We start from the raw sequence: 16,462 nt of genomic DNA, 5'->3' as shown, positions 1-16,462 counted from the left end.
AATTTTCGCCTATAGGGTGTAGAAATTTACGCCTTTTCGCGCAGAACATAACGGCCCGGAGCAGGCGAAATCGACGGATACGACTCCGACCCCGGTGCACGTGCAGCAATTTTCTTGCCTGACTTTTTGGCCAGCCATTTGCCCCACATCGGCCACCACGACCCCTCATGGGCCTGTGCCCCTGCCTGCCAGTCTTCGGGCGACAGGCTCAGGTCCGTGTTCGTCCAGTGGCCGTATTTCTTTTTGGCGGGCGGATTGACGATGCCCGCGATATGGCCCGACCCCGACAAGATAAATGTCTTGTCCTTCGATCCCATCTTTTGAACCCCGCGATAGGATGATTTCCACGCCGCGATATGATCGCTTTCACACGCAATGGCGCACAGCGGCACATCAACATCGCCGATCTGCGCTTTGATCCCTGCCACGTCAAACCCGTCCGTGGCGAATTTGTCGTCCTGACACAGGCCGCGCAGGTATTGCACCGCCATCTTACCGGGCAGGTTCGTCCCGTCCCCGTTCCAATACAGCAAATCAAACGCCGGGGGCGCCTCGCCCATCATGTAGCTGCGGATCGCGGGCTGATAAATCAGATCATTGCTGCGCAGATAGCTGAACGTGCGGCTCATATAGAACTTATCAAGGAACCCGGCCTCGTTCACCTCCGCCTCGATCCCGTCCACGAAATCATCATCCAGAAACACGCCAACCTCGCCGCGATCGGAAAAATCGGTCAGCGTGGTGAACAACGTGGCGGATTTCACATAATCAAGCCCGCGCGCCTTCATCACCGCCAAAGACATGCTCAGCGTGGTGCCCGCGATGCAATAGCCCACCGCATTCACCTGTTTGACGCCACAAATATCGCGCACGGTCTCAATCGCCGTCAAATACCCGTCTTCTACATAATCCGTCATGGCGATGTCGCGGTAGGTCGCGTCAGGATTGACCCAAGACACCACAAACAACGTGAACCCCTGATCGACGATCCATTTGATCAGGCTGTTCTGTTCTTTCAGATCCAGAATATAGAATTTGTTGATCCACGGCGGAAACACGATCAGCGGCGTTTCATGAACCTTTTCCGTGCTCGGCGTGTATTGGATCAGCTCGAACATATGATTGCGAAACACGACCTCACCGGGTGTCGTGGCCAAATTCTTACCCACGGTGAACGCCGTTTCATCCGCTAGGGACACAACAAGCTCCCCGTCGTTGGCCTCCATATCGTGGATCATGTTTTCCAACCCCCGCACAAGGCTTTCGCCTTCTGTTTCAACGGCTTTGGTCAGGGCATCAGGGTTCGTCGCCAGAAAATTGGTGGGCGACAGCATGTCGACAATCTGGTTGCTGAAATATTCCATCCGGCGCTTTTCGGCAGGATCAAGGTCAAGCCCGGCCACGGTTTTATCCACCGCTTCGGCGTTCAACATGTACTGCTGTTTAAGGAAATTGAAATAAGGGTGGGACTGCCACAACGGGTTCTTGAACCGCTTGTCAGTGGCCGTGTGATCCTCGGGTGCGGCCAGTTTGCCCGATGCCAACGCCTGTTGCGCATCCACAAAATGTTGCAGGGTTTTGCCCCAATATCCGACCTGCTGTTCAATGATCTTGGACGGATTGTTCACCAGATCATGCATATATGACGTCGATGCCTTGGCGTATAAATCCGGCGCAGGGCCCTGCAAATCCTGGGGCACGGACCGTTTATTGGACATCGCCCCGACCAGCCGCTGTGTCAGTTCCTGAATGCGGGCCATGTTTTCTTCTAGCTTGGGCAATGCAGCCGATGGATCGCGGGATTCATCTTTTGTTGATCCATCACTTGTCATATCGCAGTTGCCCTATTCATAATTAGGTATATTGTGCAGGTGCAGCATTTACGCCCCTCCTGTCTGTGTAGCAGGGATTCGTCAATGCAACGACCGCGTCGCGCCTCAAGACCAAAAGGTCGGGTTAAGACGCACCAGCCTTGAGGGCGAGCAGATGAAGTATATGGCAACTTACGACATTATGGAAACCATGCGGAACACGAACGAGTGGATGGGTGCGACAGCGCGCGCCATGGCCTCGTATCCGGCGGTTGCCATGTGGCCCAACCCCGCCATGGAAATGATGCGCGCCTGGGGCGAAGTGACCGAACGCAGCTTTGCACGCATGGTCGCCAAACCCGACTGGAACATCGACAGCGTCACAGCCGAAGACGGGCGCGATCACATCGTATCCACCCGCAAAGTTGTCGAAAAACCGTTCGGCGATCTGATCCATTTCCGCATCGCAGGCCGCCACGAACGCCCGCGCAAGGTTCTGTTGGTCGCGCCGATGTCGGGCCACTACGCGACATTGCTGCGCAAAACCGTCGTGTCCCTGCTCCCCGATTGCGAAGTCTACATCACCGATTGGCACAACGCCCGCGACATCCCCGTCAGCATGGGCAAATTCGACGTCGAAGATTACACGCTGTATCTGGCTGAATTCATGCGCGAACTCGGCCCTGACACCCACGTGATCGCCGTGTGCCAACCCGTTCCGCTGGCGCTCGCCGCCACCGCCTATCTGGCCGAACAAGACCCAAAGGCACAGCCGCGCTCCCTCACCCTGATCGGCGGCCCCGTCGACCCAGAGGCCAACCACACCGAAGTCACCGACTTTGGCCGTTCCGTCACCATGGGCCAGCTCGAAGAAACGATGATCCAGCGCGTCGGTTTCAAATACCCCGGCGTGGGCCGCATGGTATATCCCGGCCTTCTACAACTGGCCTCGTTCATCTCAATGAACAGCGAAACCCATTCCACAGCGTTTCAAAACCAGATCATGGCCGTCGCCAAAGGCGATGCGTCCGACAACGACAAGCACAACAAATTCTATGACGAATACCTCGCCGTGATGGATATGACGGCTGAATTCTACCTCTCGACTGTGCAGCGCATTTTTAAGAACCGCGAAATCGCCACGAATTCCTTTACCGTCGAAGGCAAGCCCGTGGACATCGGCAAGATCACCACCGTCGCCGTCAAAATCGTCGAAGGCGAAAAAGATGATATCTCAGCGCCGGGCCAATGCCTTGCTGCACTTGATCTTCTGACAGGCCTTCCCGACGCCAAAAAGGCCAGCCACCTTGAACCGGGCGCGGGCCACTACGGTATCTTCGCGGGCAAAAGCTGGCGCAACAACATCCGCCCGCTGGTTCTGGATTTCATCGATGCGAATTCCGGCGCGCCCAAAAAGGCCAAATCGGCCAATAAAAACATCGCGGCTGAATGACTGTGGGCGTGGACCTCCCCTTTGCGTGCCAATGCGGCAAGGTCCACGGCCTCTTGCACGACATCACGCCCAGCGCGGGCGGACAGGTTCAATGCCACTGTGATGATTGCCGCCGCGCGATTGTCTGGCTTGGCCAAGCTGACCCCGGGCCAGACGGCGTGCGCTATTTTCAGACCACGCCCAACCGCGTGACATTCCATCAAGGCGGCGACACCTTGTCAGCCTTCACTTGGAAAAGCGAAAAGCTCGTCCGCTGGTTTGCGCCCTGCTGCAACACCGCGCTGTTCAACACGCTCAACAGCCCCAAATGGGCCTTTGCCAGCTTTATGGTGGATCGCATCGCAGATCCCGCGCCCCTCGGCCCCGTCAAAGCCCACGCCTTCGTGCCAAAACCAAATGGCAAACGCGGCCATACCAATGCGCTGGGGTTTATGGGCGGTTTTATCAAACGCACGATCAGCGCGCGCCTGTCCGGCACATGGCGCGATACGCCCTTTTTTGATGATGACGGACAGCCGATTGCGCAGGTGCGCCCCCTCACCCACGAAGACCGCGCGCAAGCGCAGCTTTAACGCAGCACCAACGGCTGGCGCATCCACGCATAAAGCGCCTCTGTGGTGCCTTCGGGGTCTTCCAGCATCGCCATATGCCCGACCCCTTCCAACACGCCCAGTTTGGCATATGGGATCAGTTCGGCCAGAAATTCCTGACGTTTCAGCGGCACGACCTGGTCTTCGGACCCGGCCAAAACCAGTGTCGGCTGGGTGATCCGGCGCAGCGTACCCTGCTGGTCGCGCCGCCGCTGCATCGCACGTTCCTGACGCGCAAACACATCCGCACCTAGTGACAGCGCCATTTCGTTCATATCCGCGATGGCCTGCGCGCGCAGCGGCCCACCGCCCACATGACGGGGCAAAATTTCACGCTCCAGCATCTGTTCAAACCGCCCCGATTTCGCGCCAATCATACGCGGTTCACGGTCCGCGGCCTCTTGTGGGGTGTCAGACAACGGGTTGGTGCCAATCAACGCCAGCCGGATCACCCGTTCCGGCGCGCGGCGAAACAGCTCCAGCGCGATAACGCCGCCCATTCCATGCCCACACAGCGCGAATTTCGCTGGCAAGGATGACAATAGACCGGATGCGATTTCTTCGATCCGGTCGCCTGTGCAGACGGGCGCGATGGTCACCGGGCGCTCATAGCTCAGCACAGTCAGCTGCGTCGCCCAAACACGTGCGTCACACATCATACCTGGCAAAAGGACGAGGGGTTCTGCCATGACTGCCTTTGCATAAATTGGGATTACGGTTGCCCTGATTGTTCATGGCAGCGCCCCAGACGCAAGCCCAATCTACAGCTGTCTGGCCCAGCCAATGATACGGCTCGCCAACGGGGCGGTTTGGGCGGGGCTAAACACATCCCCCGCCATCACATGCCCCATTTTATCGTCCTGCGGGCCCTGCACCAGAATGTCCTCAGCCACATCGCCACCCCACCGCGCCATCACACGGCGGGTCTTGGCGGGGCTGACAACCTGATCGTCCTCACAAAAGGCGAAATAGGCAGGGGTGGTGATCGCCTCAATCCGGCTCGCCATGGCGGCGCGCACCGCATCCGCCATCGTGAACACCGCCTGCGTGTCATATTTCACAGTCCACAACGCAGCATGGGTGTCCGAAATCGGATCAAACGACCGCTCCTTGCCTACCAGAAACGGCCCCCAACTGCGCACCGCTGGCATCTGCAACAACCCATGCGCCAGCATATGGCGCAGCCCGTAATTCGGTGACACATGCACAACGCCCTTGGCCTTGGCACCGCGCGCCAGGGCTGTCGTCAACAACGTGCATCCGGTGGAACAGCCCATAACAATCACCTCACGGCCCAACGCCGCACCAATCGCCAAGGCCTCATCTACGTCCCGTTCCCAATCGGGCAATCGCGCGCGCCCCATCGCGGCGCCGCCCTGCCCGTGCCCCGTCAGGCGGGCGAAATAGATGTTCGCGCCCAGCGCCTTGGCCACCAGATCGGGCAGCGGGCGCACCTCGGCCCCTGTCGCTGAAAACCCGTGAATATAGACCAGCGCAATATCCGTCTGTTGCACCCCGTCGTGCCACACAATCTGGCGCGCACATCCGGGCCGCACACCGCCAACAGCCGCCTCTTGCGCGGCCATCCATCCTTCAAGGTCAGCCAGTTCAGGCAACATGCAACGCCCTCCGCTCTAAGGGTCGATACAACGCGATCAACCCGACAATCGCCAGCGCCAAAATCCCCGCCGGCACCAGCGTCACGGCCCAGTGCAACGCGCCCAGCGCCGCGGCGGGCTGCTCTGCCACACCGGCAGTCGTTTCAACCCAACCATATGCGCCCAAAATCGTGCCCAGTATCAGGGGCGCAAAGGCATTCGCCGCCTTTTGCCCAAACAACCAGATGGCCGAAAACGCGCCCTCAATCGCCTCACCGGTGTCGCGGCGCGTCACATCCATCAGGTCCGGATACATCGCCCAAGGGATCTGCTGATACGACCCGTTGGTCATCCCCGCCAACACAAACATCCCCGCCACAGCCGTCACATTGACAGATGGCAAAACCGAATACAGCCCGAACAACAACACAATATATAGGCAAAGACCCAGCACCAACGCCCCTAACTTGCCAAGGCGCGCGGATGCAAACACCCACCCAGCCTGGCTCAGGATCGACCCGACCGTAAAGGACGCAAACATCAGGCTCAGCACGCTCAGCGCTTTGGCCGCACCCGACAGTGGTGTATCGCCCGTGTCCACCACCAGATAAATCGCCGCAAACGGCAGGCCCGCGGTGATCAACGCAATCGCCAGTGTCATCACACCATACAGCACCGCCAGCATCACAAAGGCGCGGTTGGAAAACACCAATGACATCATGCGCACAGGGCTCACGCTTGACGGGGTTTCGATCTTGGGCGCGCGGCGGGTGGCAAACACCGACATCCAGATCGCCCCGATGATCAATGGCGTCACCGTCAGCGCGGCCACGGAATACCCTGATCCGGCCGCAATCCCGGGGATCAACGCACCGCCCACCAAAATCCCGACAGACGCGAACCCCATGCGCCACGCGGTCATGGCTGATCGTTCACGCCCGTCCTGCGTGATCTCTCCAGCCATGGCACCGTAAGGAATAGCCACCATCGTAAACCCAAGCGTCGCAATCATGAAAAACCCCAAAACCCAGGGCAACGCGGCCACACCGATCAATCCGGCTGGCACAGAAAACAGCCCCACCATGCCGACACACATCACAACCGCGCCCGCAATCATCCACGGCGCGCGGCGGCCCCAACGGGTGTGGGTCTTGTCGCTCAGATAGCCAACCAGCGGATCAGTAATCATGTCGAACACCAAAACCCCCGTCGTCGCCATCCCCGCAATCTCAACCGGAACGCCCAGCACGGATGTCAGATAGGCAAACACCAACAGCTGTTTGACCACGACAAAGACGACAACGCCCATGTCCGCCAGCCCCCAACCTGCCTTTTGTCCCAAAGATAATGCCATGCCGTGCCCTCCCGATGCGCGTTTGTCAGACCCTAGCCACGCGACCCCATAATTCCCTAACCAAACGTTGGGTCACAGGCCCGCCCCTCGTCTGAGCTTCTTAAATATTCTGGGGGAGTCCGCAGGACGGGGGCTAGCCCCCAGCCCCGCCCGCCGCAGGCGCAAGCACATCGTTTATCGCGCTGACAATCAGCGGCAAACACCGCGCGTCAGAAAACGAATGATCCGCCCCGTCCACCAATGTCAGGCGCATGTCGGGGCTGTCGGCGTGTTCCAGCAGGCGTATCGCGGTCTGTGTCGTCACCGATGTATCCGCCGTCCCTTGCAAAAACCGCACCGCGAATGGCAAGGGCAGCGGCGTGCGCATTACCAACCGCGCGCGCCCCTCTTCGATCAACCGCTTGGTGATGATGTAGGGATCGCCGTATTCCGATGGCACGGCCACACGGCCCGCGCTTTCCAGCTCTGCTTTTTGGGCATCGCTAAAGCCCGCCCAAAACCCGTCTTCGGTAAAATCCGGTGCAGTCGCGATCCCGACCAACCCTGCAACCTTTTCAGGCATCGCGCGCGCGATTTGCAGCGCGATCCAGCCACCCATGGATGATCCAACCAGCACCACGGGCCCCTCGATCAGGCCCAGCGCGGCCACTGCGTCTTCAAACCAATCGCCAATACAGCCATCCTCGAACGCTTCGCTGCTTTGCCCATGGCCCGAATAGTCAAACCGCAAAAAAGCGCGGCCAGAATCACGGGCCCAGTTTTCAAGGAAAACCGCCTTGGATCCGCACATGTCAGACTTGAACCCGCCCAAAAACACGACCGTCGGCCCCGCACCGGGCGTCAGATGGTAGGCAATATCGCGGTCCTGCGCGGTATGAAGTCTTTCAACCATTTCAATCCCCTAGGCTAGTTTCCCCGCACCCTAGCGCAGCCGTGCGGTTAGGTAAATCACGTTACACTATTGTCACGTGACTAAATACTCACATATAAAGCCCCCATGGAACCCATTTTCAAAGCCCTCGCCGATCCGACCCGCCGCGCCCTTCTGGATGCCTTGCGCACACAAGACGGCCAAACCCTGACTGAACTCGAAGCCGCGCTCGAAATGACACGCTTTGGCGTGATGAAACACCTGAACCTGTTGGAGGACGCAAACCTGATCGTCACCCGCAAGTCTGGTCGCTTCAAACACCACTACCTCAACGCGCTGCCTTTGCAGGACCTGATGGACCGCTGGGTCGCCCCGTTTTTGCAACCACAGGCCAAAGCCCTCTCCGATTTGAAAACCAAACTTGAAAAGGACACCAATATGTCGAAACCCGATTTCATGATGCAAACGTTTATCCGCTGCACCCAAGACGCCCTTTGGGATGCACTGACGCAAGCCGATGACATGGCGCGCTATCACTTTGCCTGCAACACCGTGCAAGGCAACGCCAAGGTCGGCGACGCCACGACATTCATCCTTCCCCACGGCGAAGCAATGTTGCGCCAGGTCACCACCGCGCTTGATCCGAAATCCAAAATCGCCATGACGTTTGAACCGCTGTTCATGGGCCCCGACGCCCCGCCCAGCCACATGGTTTACTTGATCGAACCCCAAGGCGACACCTGCAAGCTGACGATCGAACACTACGACATGGCACCGGGCCAGGATGGCTTTGCCGAAGGCTGGGCCCGCCTCGCCGCGTCCCTCAAATCCTTCCTTGAGACGGGTGAACCGCTCAAGGCGGCGATGTAGGGGGCACGACACATGGATTTTCCAACCGAACTCGGCATTCTCACCTGCCTGATGATCCTCGCGGCCTCGCTGTGGATTCCTTTCATCGTCGGCTCTGCCAATTTGAAAGAAGGCGATCTGCCGGAAGGCGCGCCAGATGGCTTCATTCGCCCCCACAACATTCATCTGATGCCCGATTGGATCGCACGGGCGTTTCGCGCGCATATGAATTTGCTGGAACAGGCGTTTCCCTTCGCGGTGCTGGTGCTGATCATTGACCGGCTCGATGGGTTCACCGCCCTCACCTACTGGACGGCCATCGCGTTTTTCTGGCTGCGCGTCGCCCATGCCATTGGCTACATTTCCGGCCTCGCGCTTATGCCCGTCCGCCCGCTGATTTTTACCGCCGGATGGGTCTGCACCTTGATCATGGCCTATTCGGTCTTCGCCGCCGCCTAAGCCAAAATCCCAAATCAGCGTTTTATCCAGCGTGGTCCGCACCTTAGCGGGCCGCGCCTTTTTGTGCCCAGCACTCACCCATACCAGACCCATACCGGACCCATACCAAACCCATATCGCCAAATCCGCAGTCTTGACGCAGTATTCCCAATCGGCGACAAGGCAGCGAACATAACCCGCAACCGGACGCTTCGTAGGCGTCAAACTGACGAGGAGCCCAAGATGGCCCAAATCTCCCTTACATTTCCCGATGGCAATTCACGCGACTATGACGCTGGCGTAACCCCTGCTGACGTGGCCGCATCTATCGCCACATCGCTTGCCAAAAAGGCAATCAGCGCCACCGTGGACGGTGAACACTGGGATATGCAGTGGCCCATCAACGCCAGCGCAAGCATCGCCATCAACACCATGAAAGACGAAGCCCCCGCGCTGGAACTGATCCGCCATGACCTCGCCCATATCATGGCGCGCGCGGTGCAGGAAATCTGGCCCGATACACAAGTCACAATCGGCCCTGTCATCAAAGATGGCTGGTACTACGATTTTGATCGCAAAGAACCCTTCACACCCGACGATCTGGCCACCATCGAAAAGAAGATGAAGGAAATCATCAACAAGCGCGACGAAATCCGCACCGAGGTCTGGGACCGTGACGCAGCGATCAAACACTATGAAAACAAGGGCGAACCCTACAAAGTCGAACTGATCGAAAGCATCCCGGGCAACGAAGACCTGCGCATGTACTGGCATGGCGACTGGCAGGATTTGTGCCGTGGTCCGCATTTGCAAAACACAGGCCAGGTGCCGGGCGATTCATGGAAACTGATGTCCATCGCAGGTGCGTATTGGCGCGGCGATAGTGACCGCGCCATGTTGCAGCGCATCTATGGTGTCGCGTTCCAGAACAAGGAACAGCTGCGCGCGCACATGAACATGCTCGAAGAAGCGGCCAAACGCGACCACCGCAAACTGGGCCGCGAAATGGATCTGTTCCACATGCAAGAAGAGGCCCCCGGCCAGATCTTCTGGCACCCCAACGGCTGGCACATTTTCACAACCCTACAAGACTACATGCGCCGCAAACAGCGCGCGGGTGGTTATGTCGAAGTTAACACCCCTCAGGTAGTTGATAGAAAACTCTGGGAGGCCTCCGGCCACTGGGAGAAGTACCAAGATCACATGTTCATCGTTGAAGTCGACGAAGAACATGCCCGTGAAAAAGCGGTCAACGCGCTAAAGCCGATGAATTGCCCTTGCCATGTTTTAATTTATAATCAAGGGCTTAAGTCATATCGCGACCTGCCGCTGCGTATGGCAGAATTTGGATCGTGCAACCGTTACGAGCCCTCAGGGGCGCTGCACGGCATTATGCGCGTGCGCGGCTTCACCCAAGACGACGCGCATATTTTCTGCACAGAAGACCAGATCGAAGAGGAAACAGCGCAGTTCATCACCTTCCTGTCCGAGGTGTATAAAGACCTCGGGTTTGAAGACTTCAGCATCAAATTCTCCGACCGCCCTGAAAAGCGCGCCGGCAGTGATGAGGTCTGGGACAAAGCGGAAGCCGCGCTGCTCAAGGCGACACGCGCCGCAGCTATTGAACCAACCCTGAACCCCGGCGAAGGCGCGTTTTACGGCCCAAAGCTCGAATTCGTGCTGACAGACGCAATCGGGCGCGATTGGCAGTGTGGCACCCACCAGGTGGATTTCGTCCTGCCCGAACGGCTGGACGCAAGCTACATCGGCGCGGACGGCGAAAAGCACCGCCCAGTTATGTTGCACCGCGCCCTGCTGGGATCGTTCGAACGGTTCATTGGCATCCTGATCGAAGAACACGCAGGCAAACTGCCGTTCTGGCTGGCCCCGCGGCAGGTTGTCGTGGCGTCGATTATTTCGGACGCCGATGACTACGTGCATGACGTGGTCGCAGCACTAAAGGCCGCAGGCGTGCGCGCCGAGGCCGACATCCGCAATGAAAAAATCAACTATAAGGTCCGCGAACACTCGGTCGGCAAGGTTCCAATCATCCTTGCGTGCGGCGCGCGCGAGGTCGAAGAACGCACCGTGTCCGTGCGCCGCCTTGGCGAAAAGCAGACTTCTGTAACATCTTTGGATGCCATCGTGGAAGAACTGCAAAAATCGGCCACACCACCCGACCTTTTGTAACATTCCAGCGCAGATGCGTGTTACAGGCCCGTCCCTCAAAAAGGGGCGGGCCTTTGTTTTCAGCGCCTTAGCATCAGCTACGTTCTAACGGGCGATAACGCACACGCGATGCACGGCGCTGTGAATAGCTTGTTAAGCCCCCCCCGACATAAGGTGTCCTCAGTCGCCAATGACGGCGCTAATCTGCAACTGAACAACAGGAATTCATATCATGTCCAAGACAACAACAACCCTCGCCCTCGCAGCATCCGTCGCAACAGCAATCGCTGGTCTGTCCACAGCCGCACACGCACAATCCAACGAAAAGTGCTACGGCATTTCCCTTGCTGGCGAAAACGACTGCGCAGCGGGCCCGGGCACAACATGCGCCGGTACATCCACAGTTGATTATCAGGGCAACGCTTGGACATTCGTTCCAGCTGGCACATGCGAAACAACAATGATCGACGGCATGGACGGCGTTGAGCGCATGGGTTCCTTGGAAGAGCTTGACCGCGACATGGCTGGCTAAGCCATCCCAAACCACTCTACAAAGACGCCCATCCACATTAGGGTGGGCGTCAACATATCTACCCCATTGATACAGGTGCCCCATGCTAGACGCCACTCGCAAATCCCTGCCCCACACGCCCGGCGTCGGCTATAAAGCCCAACATTTCAATGACATCATGGCGGATGCGGGGCCCGTCGGCTGGCTCGAAATTCATGCCGAAAACTACATGGGGATGGGCGGCCGCCCCCTCGCGCAGCTGCGCCATTTGTCCGAAAAATTCCCGTTTTCCGTCCACGGCGTCGGGCTCAGCATCGGTGGCGAAGGCCGCCTTGATGCCGATCATCTGGCGCGTTTGAAGACCCTGTGTGACTGGCTAAACCCCGCCAGCTTTAGCGAACACCTCGCGTGGTCCACCCATGACAGCGCCTTCCTGAACGATCTGCTGCCCCTGCCCTACACGCAAGCAACGGTGAAACGCGTGGCCGATCATATCGACGAAGTCCAATCCACGCTTGGCCGCCAGATGCTGCTGGAAAACCCGTCCAGCTATTTGGCCTTTGCGGAATCCGACATGAGCGAAACTGATTTCCTAGCAGAGATCGCAGCGCGCACCGGCTGTGGGTTGCTGCTGGATGTAAACAACGTCTTCGTCAGCGCCACCAACCTCGGCTATTCGCCGCAAGAATACATAGACGCCTACCCCCTTGATCATGTGGGGGAAATCCACCTCGGCGGTCATGATGAGGACGAGGACGAAACAGGCGCGCCCCTGCTGATTGACAGCCACGGCGCGCACGTGGTGGACCCTGTTTGGGCGCTGCTGGGCTACACCCTTGCCAAATCGGGGCCAAAACCGTTGTTGATCGAATGGGACACCGACGTTCCCGAATGGGCCGTACTGGTTGAGGAAACCAAACGCGCAGAAACTGCATTGGCCCTCACATGATCACCACACAAACACAGTTCCGCACAGCCCTGCTGGACCCGTCCAGCCCGCCACCCGATGGCCTGCGCAACCCTGATGGCGTACAAGCCACCAAACGGTTTGACGTCTACCGCAACAACGTCGCCGTCAGCCTGACCGACGCATTGGAAACCGCGTTTCCCGTGGTGAACAAACTGGTCGGGACCGATTTTTTCCGCGCGATGGCAGGGGTTTACCTGCGCGCCCACCCGCCCACATCGCCCGTGATGATGTTTTATGGCAGCGACATGCCGGACTTTCTGGCCGCCTTCGCCCCCGCGCAATCGGTTCCGTATTTGCCCGACGTCGCACGCCTCGAACTCGCCCTGCGTCACAGCTACCACGCCGCGGATGCTACCCCTATGGCCCCCGATGCTTTGGGCCAGATCGCACCTGACACCCTGCCAAACGTGACGTTTACCTTCGCCCCCTCAGTGCATCTGATCGCGTCCAAATACCCGCTGCATTCCATCTGGTGGGCCAACACCCATGGCGGCGAGGTGTCGAAATCCGCACAACCAACCCTTATCACTCGGCCCGAATTTGACCCCGCCGTTGATGCCCTCACGCCTCAACAGGCGGCGGTTCTGGCGGCCTTGATAGCGGGGGACCCCCTCGGTGCTGCCCTGCGCCACGGTGGCGCTGATTTTGATCTCGGCACACTCCTCGGCCTCCTCCTGTCCCGCAACGCCTTGATTTCAATACAGACCTGAAAGAATACCCAATGATCGCCCTTTATGACCGCACAGCCCAAACCCTCAACGCATCAGCGGACAGCATCCTGCCCACGCTCGCGCGCTTCGTGTTCGCCGCAACATTGATGTTTTACTTCTGGAACTCGGGCCTCACGAAATTTGACGGCTCACCGTTCACCCCGGGCGTCGGCGGCTATGCACAGATCTTCCCCAAAGCGATGGAGGCCGTGGCCTATGACATTTCGCAAATGTCCATCTTTCACTGGGCCGTTGTGGTTGCGGGCACATTGGCAGAATTCATCCTGCCGTTCCTGATCGTCATCGGCCTCTTCACCCGCTTCGCCGCCTTCGGCATGATCGGCTTTGTGATCGTGCAATCCCTGACAGACCTTTATGGCCACGGCGGGATCGAACACGCCGAAACCCTTGGCGCATGGTTTGACGGCCTGCCAACCGGCACGATCCTGGATCAGCGCGCGTTCTGGGTGCTTCTGCTGGTCACACTTGTCCTCAAGGGCGCAGGGCCACTGTCCGTGGATCGCCTGTTGTCGCGCAACCGCTAAAAGTGGGCTTTTTCCTCATCCGGTTTTCCGGCGGCGATGGCCAATAGCCCGCCAAGCCCGGCAAACCCGATGGGGAACATCGTCGCCACATTGAACCCGAACGCAAAGTAAAACGCCGCCGCCCCCAAAAGCATCGCGATGCCACCCCACAGCGCACGCGACTTGGCCATGGCCCCGCCCGCGATGCACAACAATGGCGCGATAAAGCTGGCGAATTGCACAAAACCGGGGTTTTCAAACAACCCCAACTGGCCCGCCTCGGGCACCTCGCGGGTCAATTCGACCCAACCGAACCCGAACAGCCCTACAAAAATGCCGATAAATCCGGCGATCAGGCCCAAGACCCCTGCTGCGTTTCGCATTATTCTACTCCTATTGCGGCGCGCACATCGGGCGTCCAGCCCTGATACCACGTGCCATTCGCCTCAATCACGGGGCGTTTCATCAATGTCGGGTGGTCGGCCAACAATTCGGCGGGATCACGGGCGCGCTCTACCTCAGACAGGCCCCGCCACGTGGTTGATCGGGTGTTCAACGCCGCCGCACCGAAAGCGTCCAAAATCGCGGCGCGGTCTGCATCGCTGATCCCGTCGCTGCGCACATCGATCACCTCGACCTCGCGCGGTGCCAAAGATTTAAGCGCCTTGCGACAAGTATCGCATGTTTTTAGACCAAAGAACCGCATCTGTGCCTCCTGTTGCGACATCCCGCGCACCATTGCTGCTCTGCGCGGATTTGTCATTTGCCTTTTTCACACACGACCTAAGATTAACGTCACGGCGGGGCAAGAGGCCCCTTAAGGCAAGTGAAGGAGACTATCATGCCCAAAGGCACAGTGAAGTGGTTCAACACAACCAAAGGCTTCGGCTTTATCGCACCAGAAGAAGGCGGCGCGGACGTGTTCGTGCACATCTCGGCGGTGGAACAATCGGGCCTGACAGGTTTGGCCGATGACATGGCGATCGAATACGAACTGATCGAGGGCCGCGACGGGCGCAAGATGGCCGGTGACCTGAAGGCGGTCTAACCCGTCTTTTCCACCAGTTTTGCCAATAAATCACGTACCTGCTGGGGTGTCAGCGGGTACAACGGGTTGTGCTGCGTGGTTTGCGTGTGTGTATTCATACGCTGAGCATGGGCCTTTGTACCCCGCGCTGTCAGGGGAGAATGGCGCCCCCCTTCCCCATGCCGCCGCTAGAGCCACGCCCCGCGCGCCGCGTCGTCCCATCCCAGCGTGTATGTGGTGCCATCCGTAATCACAGGCCGCGCCATGAGGGCGGGAGTGTCGGCCAATTGCGCATCCGCCTCGCTCTCGCGCATCCACGCGTTGAGGTTGCGGTAGGCTTGGGATTTATGATCCACCAGATTGTCGCCAAACTCGGCGAGCAATACGGCCCATTCATCCTCAGACATGGGCTCCGCGCGCACATCGCGGAAGGTGACTTTGTGGCCACCTTCGGTCAAAGCCTTCTCGGCCTTTTTGCATTCAGAACAGGTGGGGAGGCCGTAGAGGATCATGGGTGGGGCTTTCGGTTGTTTGGGCGACTGTGCCTAAAATCCATCTGAAATGCCACCACCCTATCGGCGACCCACGCGCCTGACCCAGGGTGGGTGCGGAACGCGCCCTCCCGTGGGGAGGGTCAGGCGCGTGCGAAACGGAGTTTCGCTCTTATGAAGCCTATTTCTGACTAATCGATACTCTGACGAAATCATCCTCAGTCTCTTTGCCAAACTCCTTATACCAGACTTCGTCTAGATCACTGGAATTCACCGCTATCACTGAATTACTGTACTTTACAAAAAGTCCGTTGATCCGTTTCATGTCTTCATCATCAAGGGGAATTGGTTCGAAAAAATCTTCACGGCCATGAACTTTAATCATAATACGTGGATGTAAGACGAGATAAAATTCTCCCGATTCGTCAGGTAACTGTACTATTCGACTACTGTTGGCTTGTTCACTTGCAATATTGTTAATCAAGAACGGTTGTGAACCAAGAATAAAATTGCGTGCGTTGTTTTCCGGTATACAAAACTGAAAGCCTCTTTTGGCAATTTCGATCACAAATGAATCGATATTAGATGTGGCGGCCTGACTAGCTAACTCCCCTAGTAATACACGTTCCCTCCCATATCTTTCATATGCGATATCAGCATTTTTACCTCGTTCTATCCATCGGGATATACGATGCAGAAACAAACCAAATCTAACCCTAGGTAAAGCAGCTAAATGGTTAAGAGTGGTGGGATTCCGTATGAAAGTCCTCGCGAGCAACCTAGCAAAGAACAGACGTTGGAGCAAAGTCACCTCGAAACGTCCAGTCGATTCGAAACTTTCAATTAGTTCCTTAATAGTCGCTACTGATTGATCATCGACTTCGTCATCTAGTGCCTTCTCAGCTTCACTGTTCCGCGTTCCATCAACTGCCCACTTTGCATAAAGGTAGTCGACAGAATGCACGCTCGTTGGGTTTCTAAGCTCTAAATTTTCAGAAACGCTTTTGTCCCAAAGGGTGACCTTTCCGCCAGCACCAAGAAACTGAGCAATTATCGACTTTGCTACAAAGTGATTTTTTTTATACTTCGGAGCCAA

At 57.8% G+C, this 16,462-nt stretch carries 19 protein-coding genes; 10 read left to right on the top strand and 9 right to left on the bottom strand.

What is annotated here, in order from left to right; translation table 11 throughout:
- Positions 1 to 26 precede the first annotated feature (26 nt).
- Positions 27 to 1,832, bottom strand: a complete 1,806-nt coding sequence (phaC, locus tag L0664_RS03470) for a class I poly(R)-hydroxyalkanoic acid synthase (protein WP_235224231.1) — start codon at positions 1,830 to 1,832, stop codon at positions 27 to 29.
- A 154-nt stretch (positions 1,833 to 1,986) separates the two neighbouring features.
- On the opposite strand from phaC, the gene phaZ reads away from it, so the two are divergent.
- Positions 1,987 to 3,264, top strand: coding sequence for a polyhydroxyalkanoate depolymerase (phaZ, locus tag L0664_RS03465; protein ID WP_235224230.1), 1,278 nt, complete (start codon positions 1,987 to 1,989; stop codon positions 3,262 to 3,264).
- Entirely contained in the window at positions 3,261 to 3,836 is a 576-nt protein-coding gene (locus tag L0664_RS03460; protein WP_235224229.1) for a DUF6151 family protein, read from the top strand. Before phaZ ends, L0664_RS03460 begins: the two co-directional genes overlap by 4 nt.
- Here the strand turns inward: L0664_RS03460 and L0664_RS03455 are convergent.
- The 4 genes from L0664_RS03455 to L0664_RS03440 all read right to left on the bottom strand — a co-directional run bounded on the left by L0664_RS03455 (position 3,833) and on the right by L0664_RS03440 (position 7,698).
- Positions 3,833 to 4,543 (bottom strand): alpha/beta fold hydrolase, encoded by a 711-nt coding sequence (locus tag L0664_RS03455; protein ID WP_235224228.1) that lies wholly within the window; start codon positions 4,541 to 4,543, stop codon positions 3,833 to 3,835. The two genes, L0664_RS03460 and L0664_RS03455, sit on opposite strands and share 4 nt — an antisense overlap.
- Positions 4,544 to 4,615: 72 nt before the next feature.
- Positions 4,616 to 5,473, bottom strand: a complete 858-nt coding sequence (locus tag L0664_RS03450; RefSeq protein ID WP_235224227.1) for an alpha/beta hydrolase — start codon at positions 5,471 to 5,473, stop codon at positions 4,616 to 4,618.
- Positions 5,463 to 6,806, bottom strand: a complete 1,344-nt coding sequence (locus L0664_RS03445) for an MFS transporter (RefSeq protein WP_235224226.1) — start codon at positions 6,804 to 6,806, stop codon at positions 5,463 to 5,465. Before L0664_RS03445 ends, L0664_RS03450 begins: the two co-directional genes overlap by 11 nt.
- Positions 6,807 to 6,939: 133 nt before the next feature.
- On the bottom strand, positions 6,940 to 7,698 hold the full coding sequence (locus tag L0664_RS03440; RefSeq protein ID WP_235224225.1) for an alpha/beta fold hydrolase: 759 nt from the start codon (positions 7,696 to 7,698) through the stop codon (positions 6,940 to 6,942).
- A 105-nt stretch (positions 7,699 to 7,803) separates the two neighbouring features.
- On the opposite strand from L0664_RS03440, the gene L0664_RS03435 reads away from it, so the two are divergent.
- The 7 genes from L0664_RS03435 (at position 7,804) to L0664_RS03405 (ending at position 13,869) form a co-directional block, all read left to right on the top strand.
- Positions 7,804 to 8,547 (top strand): ArsR/SmtB family transcription factor, encoded by a 744-nt coding sequence (locus tag L0664_RS03435; protein WP_235224224.1) that lies wholly within the window; start codon positions 7,804 to 7,806, stop codon positions 8,545 to 8,547.
- Positions 8,548 to 8,559: 12 nt separating this feature from the next.
- Positions 8,560 to 8,985 (top strand): MAPEG family protein, encoded by a 426-nt coding sequence (locus L0664_RS03430; protein ID WP_235224223.1) that lies wholly within the window; start codon positions 8,560 to 8,562, stop codon positions 8,983 to 8,985.
- A gap of 222 nt (positions 8,986 to 9,207) precedes the next feature.
- Positions 9,208 to 11,154, top strand: coding sequence for a threonine--tRNA ligase (thrS, locus tag L0664_RS03425; RefSeq protein WP_235224222.1), 1,947 nt, complete (start codon positions 9,208 to 9,210; stop codon positions 11,152 to 11,154).
- A 211-nt stretch (positions 11,155 to 11,365) separates the two neighbouring features.
- Complete coding sequence (locus L0664_RS03420; RefSeq protein ID WP_235224221.1) at positions 11,366 to 11,665, top strand: BufA1 family periplasmic bufferin-type metallophore; 300 nt, start codon at positions 11,366 to 11,368, stop codon at positions 11,663 to 11,665.
- A gap of 82 nt (positions 11,666 to 11,747) precedes the next feature.
- The gene (gene bufB, locus L0664_RS03415) at positions 11,748 to 12,593 is read left to right on the top strand and encodes an MNIO family bufferin maturase (RefSeq protein ID WP_235224220.1); all 846 of its coding nucleotides are present in this window, start codon (positions 11,748 to 11,750) and stop codon (positions 12,591 to 12,593) included.
- Positions 12,590 to 13,324: an HvfC/BufC N-terminal domain-containing protein gene (locus L0664_RS03410; protein ID WP_235224219.1), complete on the top strand. Its 735-nt coding sequence runs from the start codon at positions 12,590 to 12,592 to the stop codon at positions 13,322 to 13,324. Before bufB ends, L0664_RS03410 begins: the two co-directional genes overlap by 4 nt.
- A gap of 11 nt (positions 13,325 to 13,335) precedes the next feature.
- The gene (locus L0664_RS03405) at positions 13,336 to 13,869 is read left to right on the top strand and encodes a DoxX family protein (RefSeq protein ID WP_235224218.1); all 534 of its coding nucleotides are present in this window, start codon (positions 13,336 to 13,338) and stop codon (positions 13,867 to 13,869) included.
- On the opposite strand, the gene L0664_RS03400 is transcribed toward L0664_RS03405, so the two are convergent.
- Both L0664_RS03400 and L0664_RS03395 read right to left on the bottom strand, forming a co-directional pair.
- Entirely contained in the window at positions 13,866 to 14,231 is a 366-nt protein-coding gene (locus L0664_RS03400) for a hypothetical protein (RefSeq protein WP_235224217.1), read from the bottom strand. The genes L0664_RS03405 and L0664_RS03400 overlap by 4 nt on opposite strands.
- Positions 14,231 to 14,554: an arsenate reductase family protein gene (locus L0664_RS03395; protein WP_235224887.1), complete on the bottom strand. Its 324-nt coding sequence runs from the start codon at positions 14,552 to 14,554 to the stop codon at positions 14,231 to 14,233. The genes L0664_RS03400 and L0664_RS03395 overlap by 1 nt, the downstream gene beginning before the upstream one ends.
- Positions 14,555 to 14,689: 135 nt before the next feature.
- Here L0664_RS03395 and L0664_RS03390 point away from each other — a divergent pair, with 135 nt between their 5' ends.
- Complete coding sequence (locus L0664_RS03390; RefSeq protein ID WP_235224216.1) at positions 14,690 to 14,896, top strand: cold-shock protein; 207 nt, start codon at positions 14,690 to 14,692, stop codon at positions 14,894 to 14,896.
- Positions 14,897 to 15,063: 167 nt separating this feature from the next.
- Here the strand turns inward: L0664_RS03390 and L0664_RS03385 are convergent, their stop codons facing one another.
- Both L0664_RS03385 and L0664_RS03380 read right to left on the bottom strand, forming a co-directional pair.
- The gene (locus L0664_RS03385) at positions 15,064 to 15,387 is read right to left on the bottom strand and encodes an arsenate reductase family protein (RefSeq protein WP_235224215.1); all 324 of its coding nucleotides are present in this window, start codon (positions 15,385 to 15,387) and stop codon (positions 15,064 to 15,066) included.
- A gap of 160 nt (positions 15,388 to 15,547) precedes the next feature.
- Positions 15,548 to 16,462, bottom strand: coding sequence for a DUF4238 domain-containing protein (locus L0664_RS03380; protein ID WP_235224214.1), 915 nt, complete (start codon positions 16,460 to 16,462; stop codon positions 15,548 to 15,550).

Source organism: Octadecabacter dasysiphoniae (assembly GCF_021532615.1).
Classification (GTDB): Bacteria; Pseudomonadota; Alphaproteobacteria; order Rhodobacterales; family Rhodobacteraceae; genus Octadecabacter; species Octadecabacter dasysiphoniae.
The sequence above is the reverse complement of the archived record's forward strand: the minus strand, read 5'-3'. Positions and strand labels throughout refer to the sequence as shown.

What these genes read in the sequence shown, in the direction of transcription:
- L0664_RS03460 (WP_235224229.1), top strand. Translation starts at nt 3,261, where the DNA reads ATGACTGTGGGCGTGGACCTCCCCTTTGCGTGCCAATGCGGCAAGGTC.
- L0664_RS03390 (WP_235224216.1), top strand. Translation starts at nt 14,690, where the DNA reads ATGCCCAAAGGCACAGTGAAGTGGTTCAACACAACCAAAGGCTTCGGC.
- L0664_RS03405 (WP_235224218.1), top strand. Translation starts at nt 13,336, where the DNA reads ATGATCGCCCTTTATGACCGCACAGCCCAAACCCTCAACGCATCAGCG.
- L0664_RS03385 (WP_235224215.1), bottom strand. Translation starts at nt 15,387, where the DNA reads ATGATCCTCTACGGCCTCCCCACCTGTTCTGAATGCAAAAAGGCCGAG.
- L0664_RS03420 (WP_235224221.1), top strand. Translation starts at nt 11,366, where the DNA reads ATGTCCAAGACAACAACAACCCTCGCCCTCGCAGCATCCGTCGCAACA.
- L0664_RS03400 (WP_235224217.1), bottom strand. Translation starts at nt 14,231, where the DNA reads ATGCGAAACGCAGCAGGGGTCTTGGGCCTGATCGCCGGATTTATCGGC.
- bufB (WP_235224220.1), top strand. Translation starts at nt 11,748, where the DNA reads ATGCTAGACGCCACTCGCAAATCCCTGCCCCACACGCCCGGCGTCGGC.
- L0664_RS03410 (WP_235224219.1), top strand. Translation starts at nt 12,590, where the DNA reads ATGATCACCACACAAACACAGTTCCGCACAGCCCTGCTGGACCCGTCC.
- L0664_RS03440 (WP_235224225.1), bottom strand. Translation starts at nt 7,698, where the DNA reads ATGGTTGAAAGACTTCATACCGCGCAGGACCGCGATATTGCCTACCAT.
- L0664_RS03445 (WP_235224226.1), bottom strand. Translation starts at nt 6,806, where the DNA reads ATGGCATTATCTTTGGGACAAAAGGCAGGTTGGGGGCTGGCGGACATG.
- phaC (WP_235224231.1), bottom strand. Translation starts at nt 1,832, where the DNA reads ATGACAAGTGATGGATCAACAAAAGATGAATCCCGCGATCCATCGGCT.
- L0664_RS03435 (WP_235224224.1), top strand. Translation starts at nt 7,804, where the DNA reads ATGGAACCCATTTTCAAAGCCCTCGCCGATCCGACCCGCCGCGCCCTT.
- L0664_RS03430 (WP_235224223.1), top strand. Translation starts at nt 8,560, where the DNA reads ATGGATTTTCCAACCGAACTCGGCATTCTCACCTGCCTGATGATCCTC.
- L0664_RS03455 (WP_235224228.1), bottom strand. Translation starts at nt 4,543, where the DNA reads ATGGCAGAACCCCTCGTCCTTTTGCCAGGTATGATGTGTGACGCACGT.
- phaZ (WP_235224230.1), top strand. Translation starts at nt 1,987, where the DNA reads ATGAAGTATATGGCAACTTACGACATTATGGAAACCATGCGGAACACG.
- L0664_RS03395 (WP_235224887.1), bottom strand. Translation starts at nt 14,554, where the DNA reads ATGCGGTTCTTTGGTCTAAAAACATGCGATACTTGTCGCAAGGCGCTT.
- L0664_RS03450 (WP_235224227.1), bottom strand. Translation starts at nt 5,473, where the DNA reads ATGTTGCCTGAACTGGCTGACCTTGAAGGATGGATGGCCGCGCAAGAG.
- thrS (WP_235224222.1), top strand. Translation starts at nt 9,208, where the DNA reads ATGGCCCAAATCTCCCTTACATTTCCCGATGGCAATTCACGCGACTAT.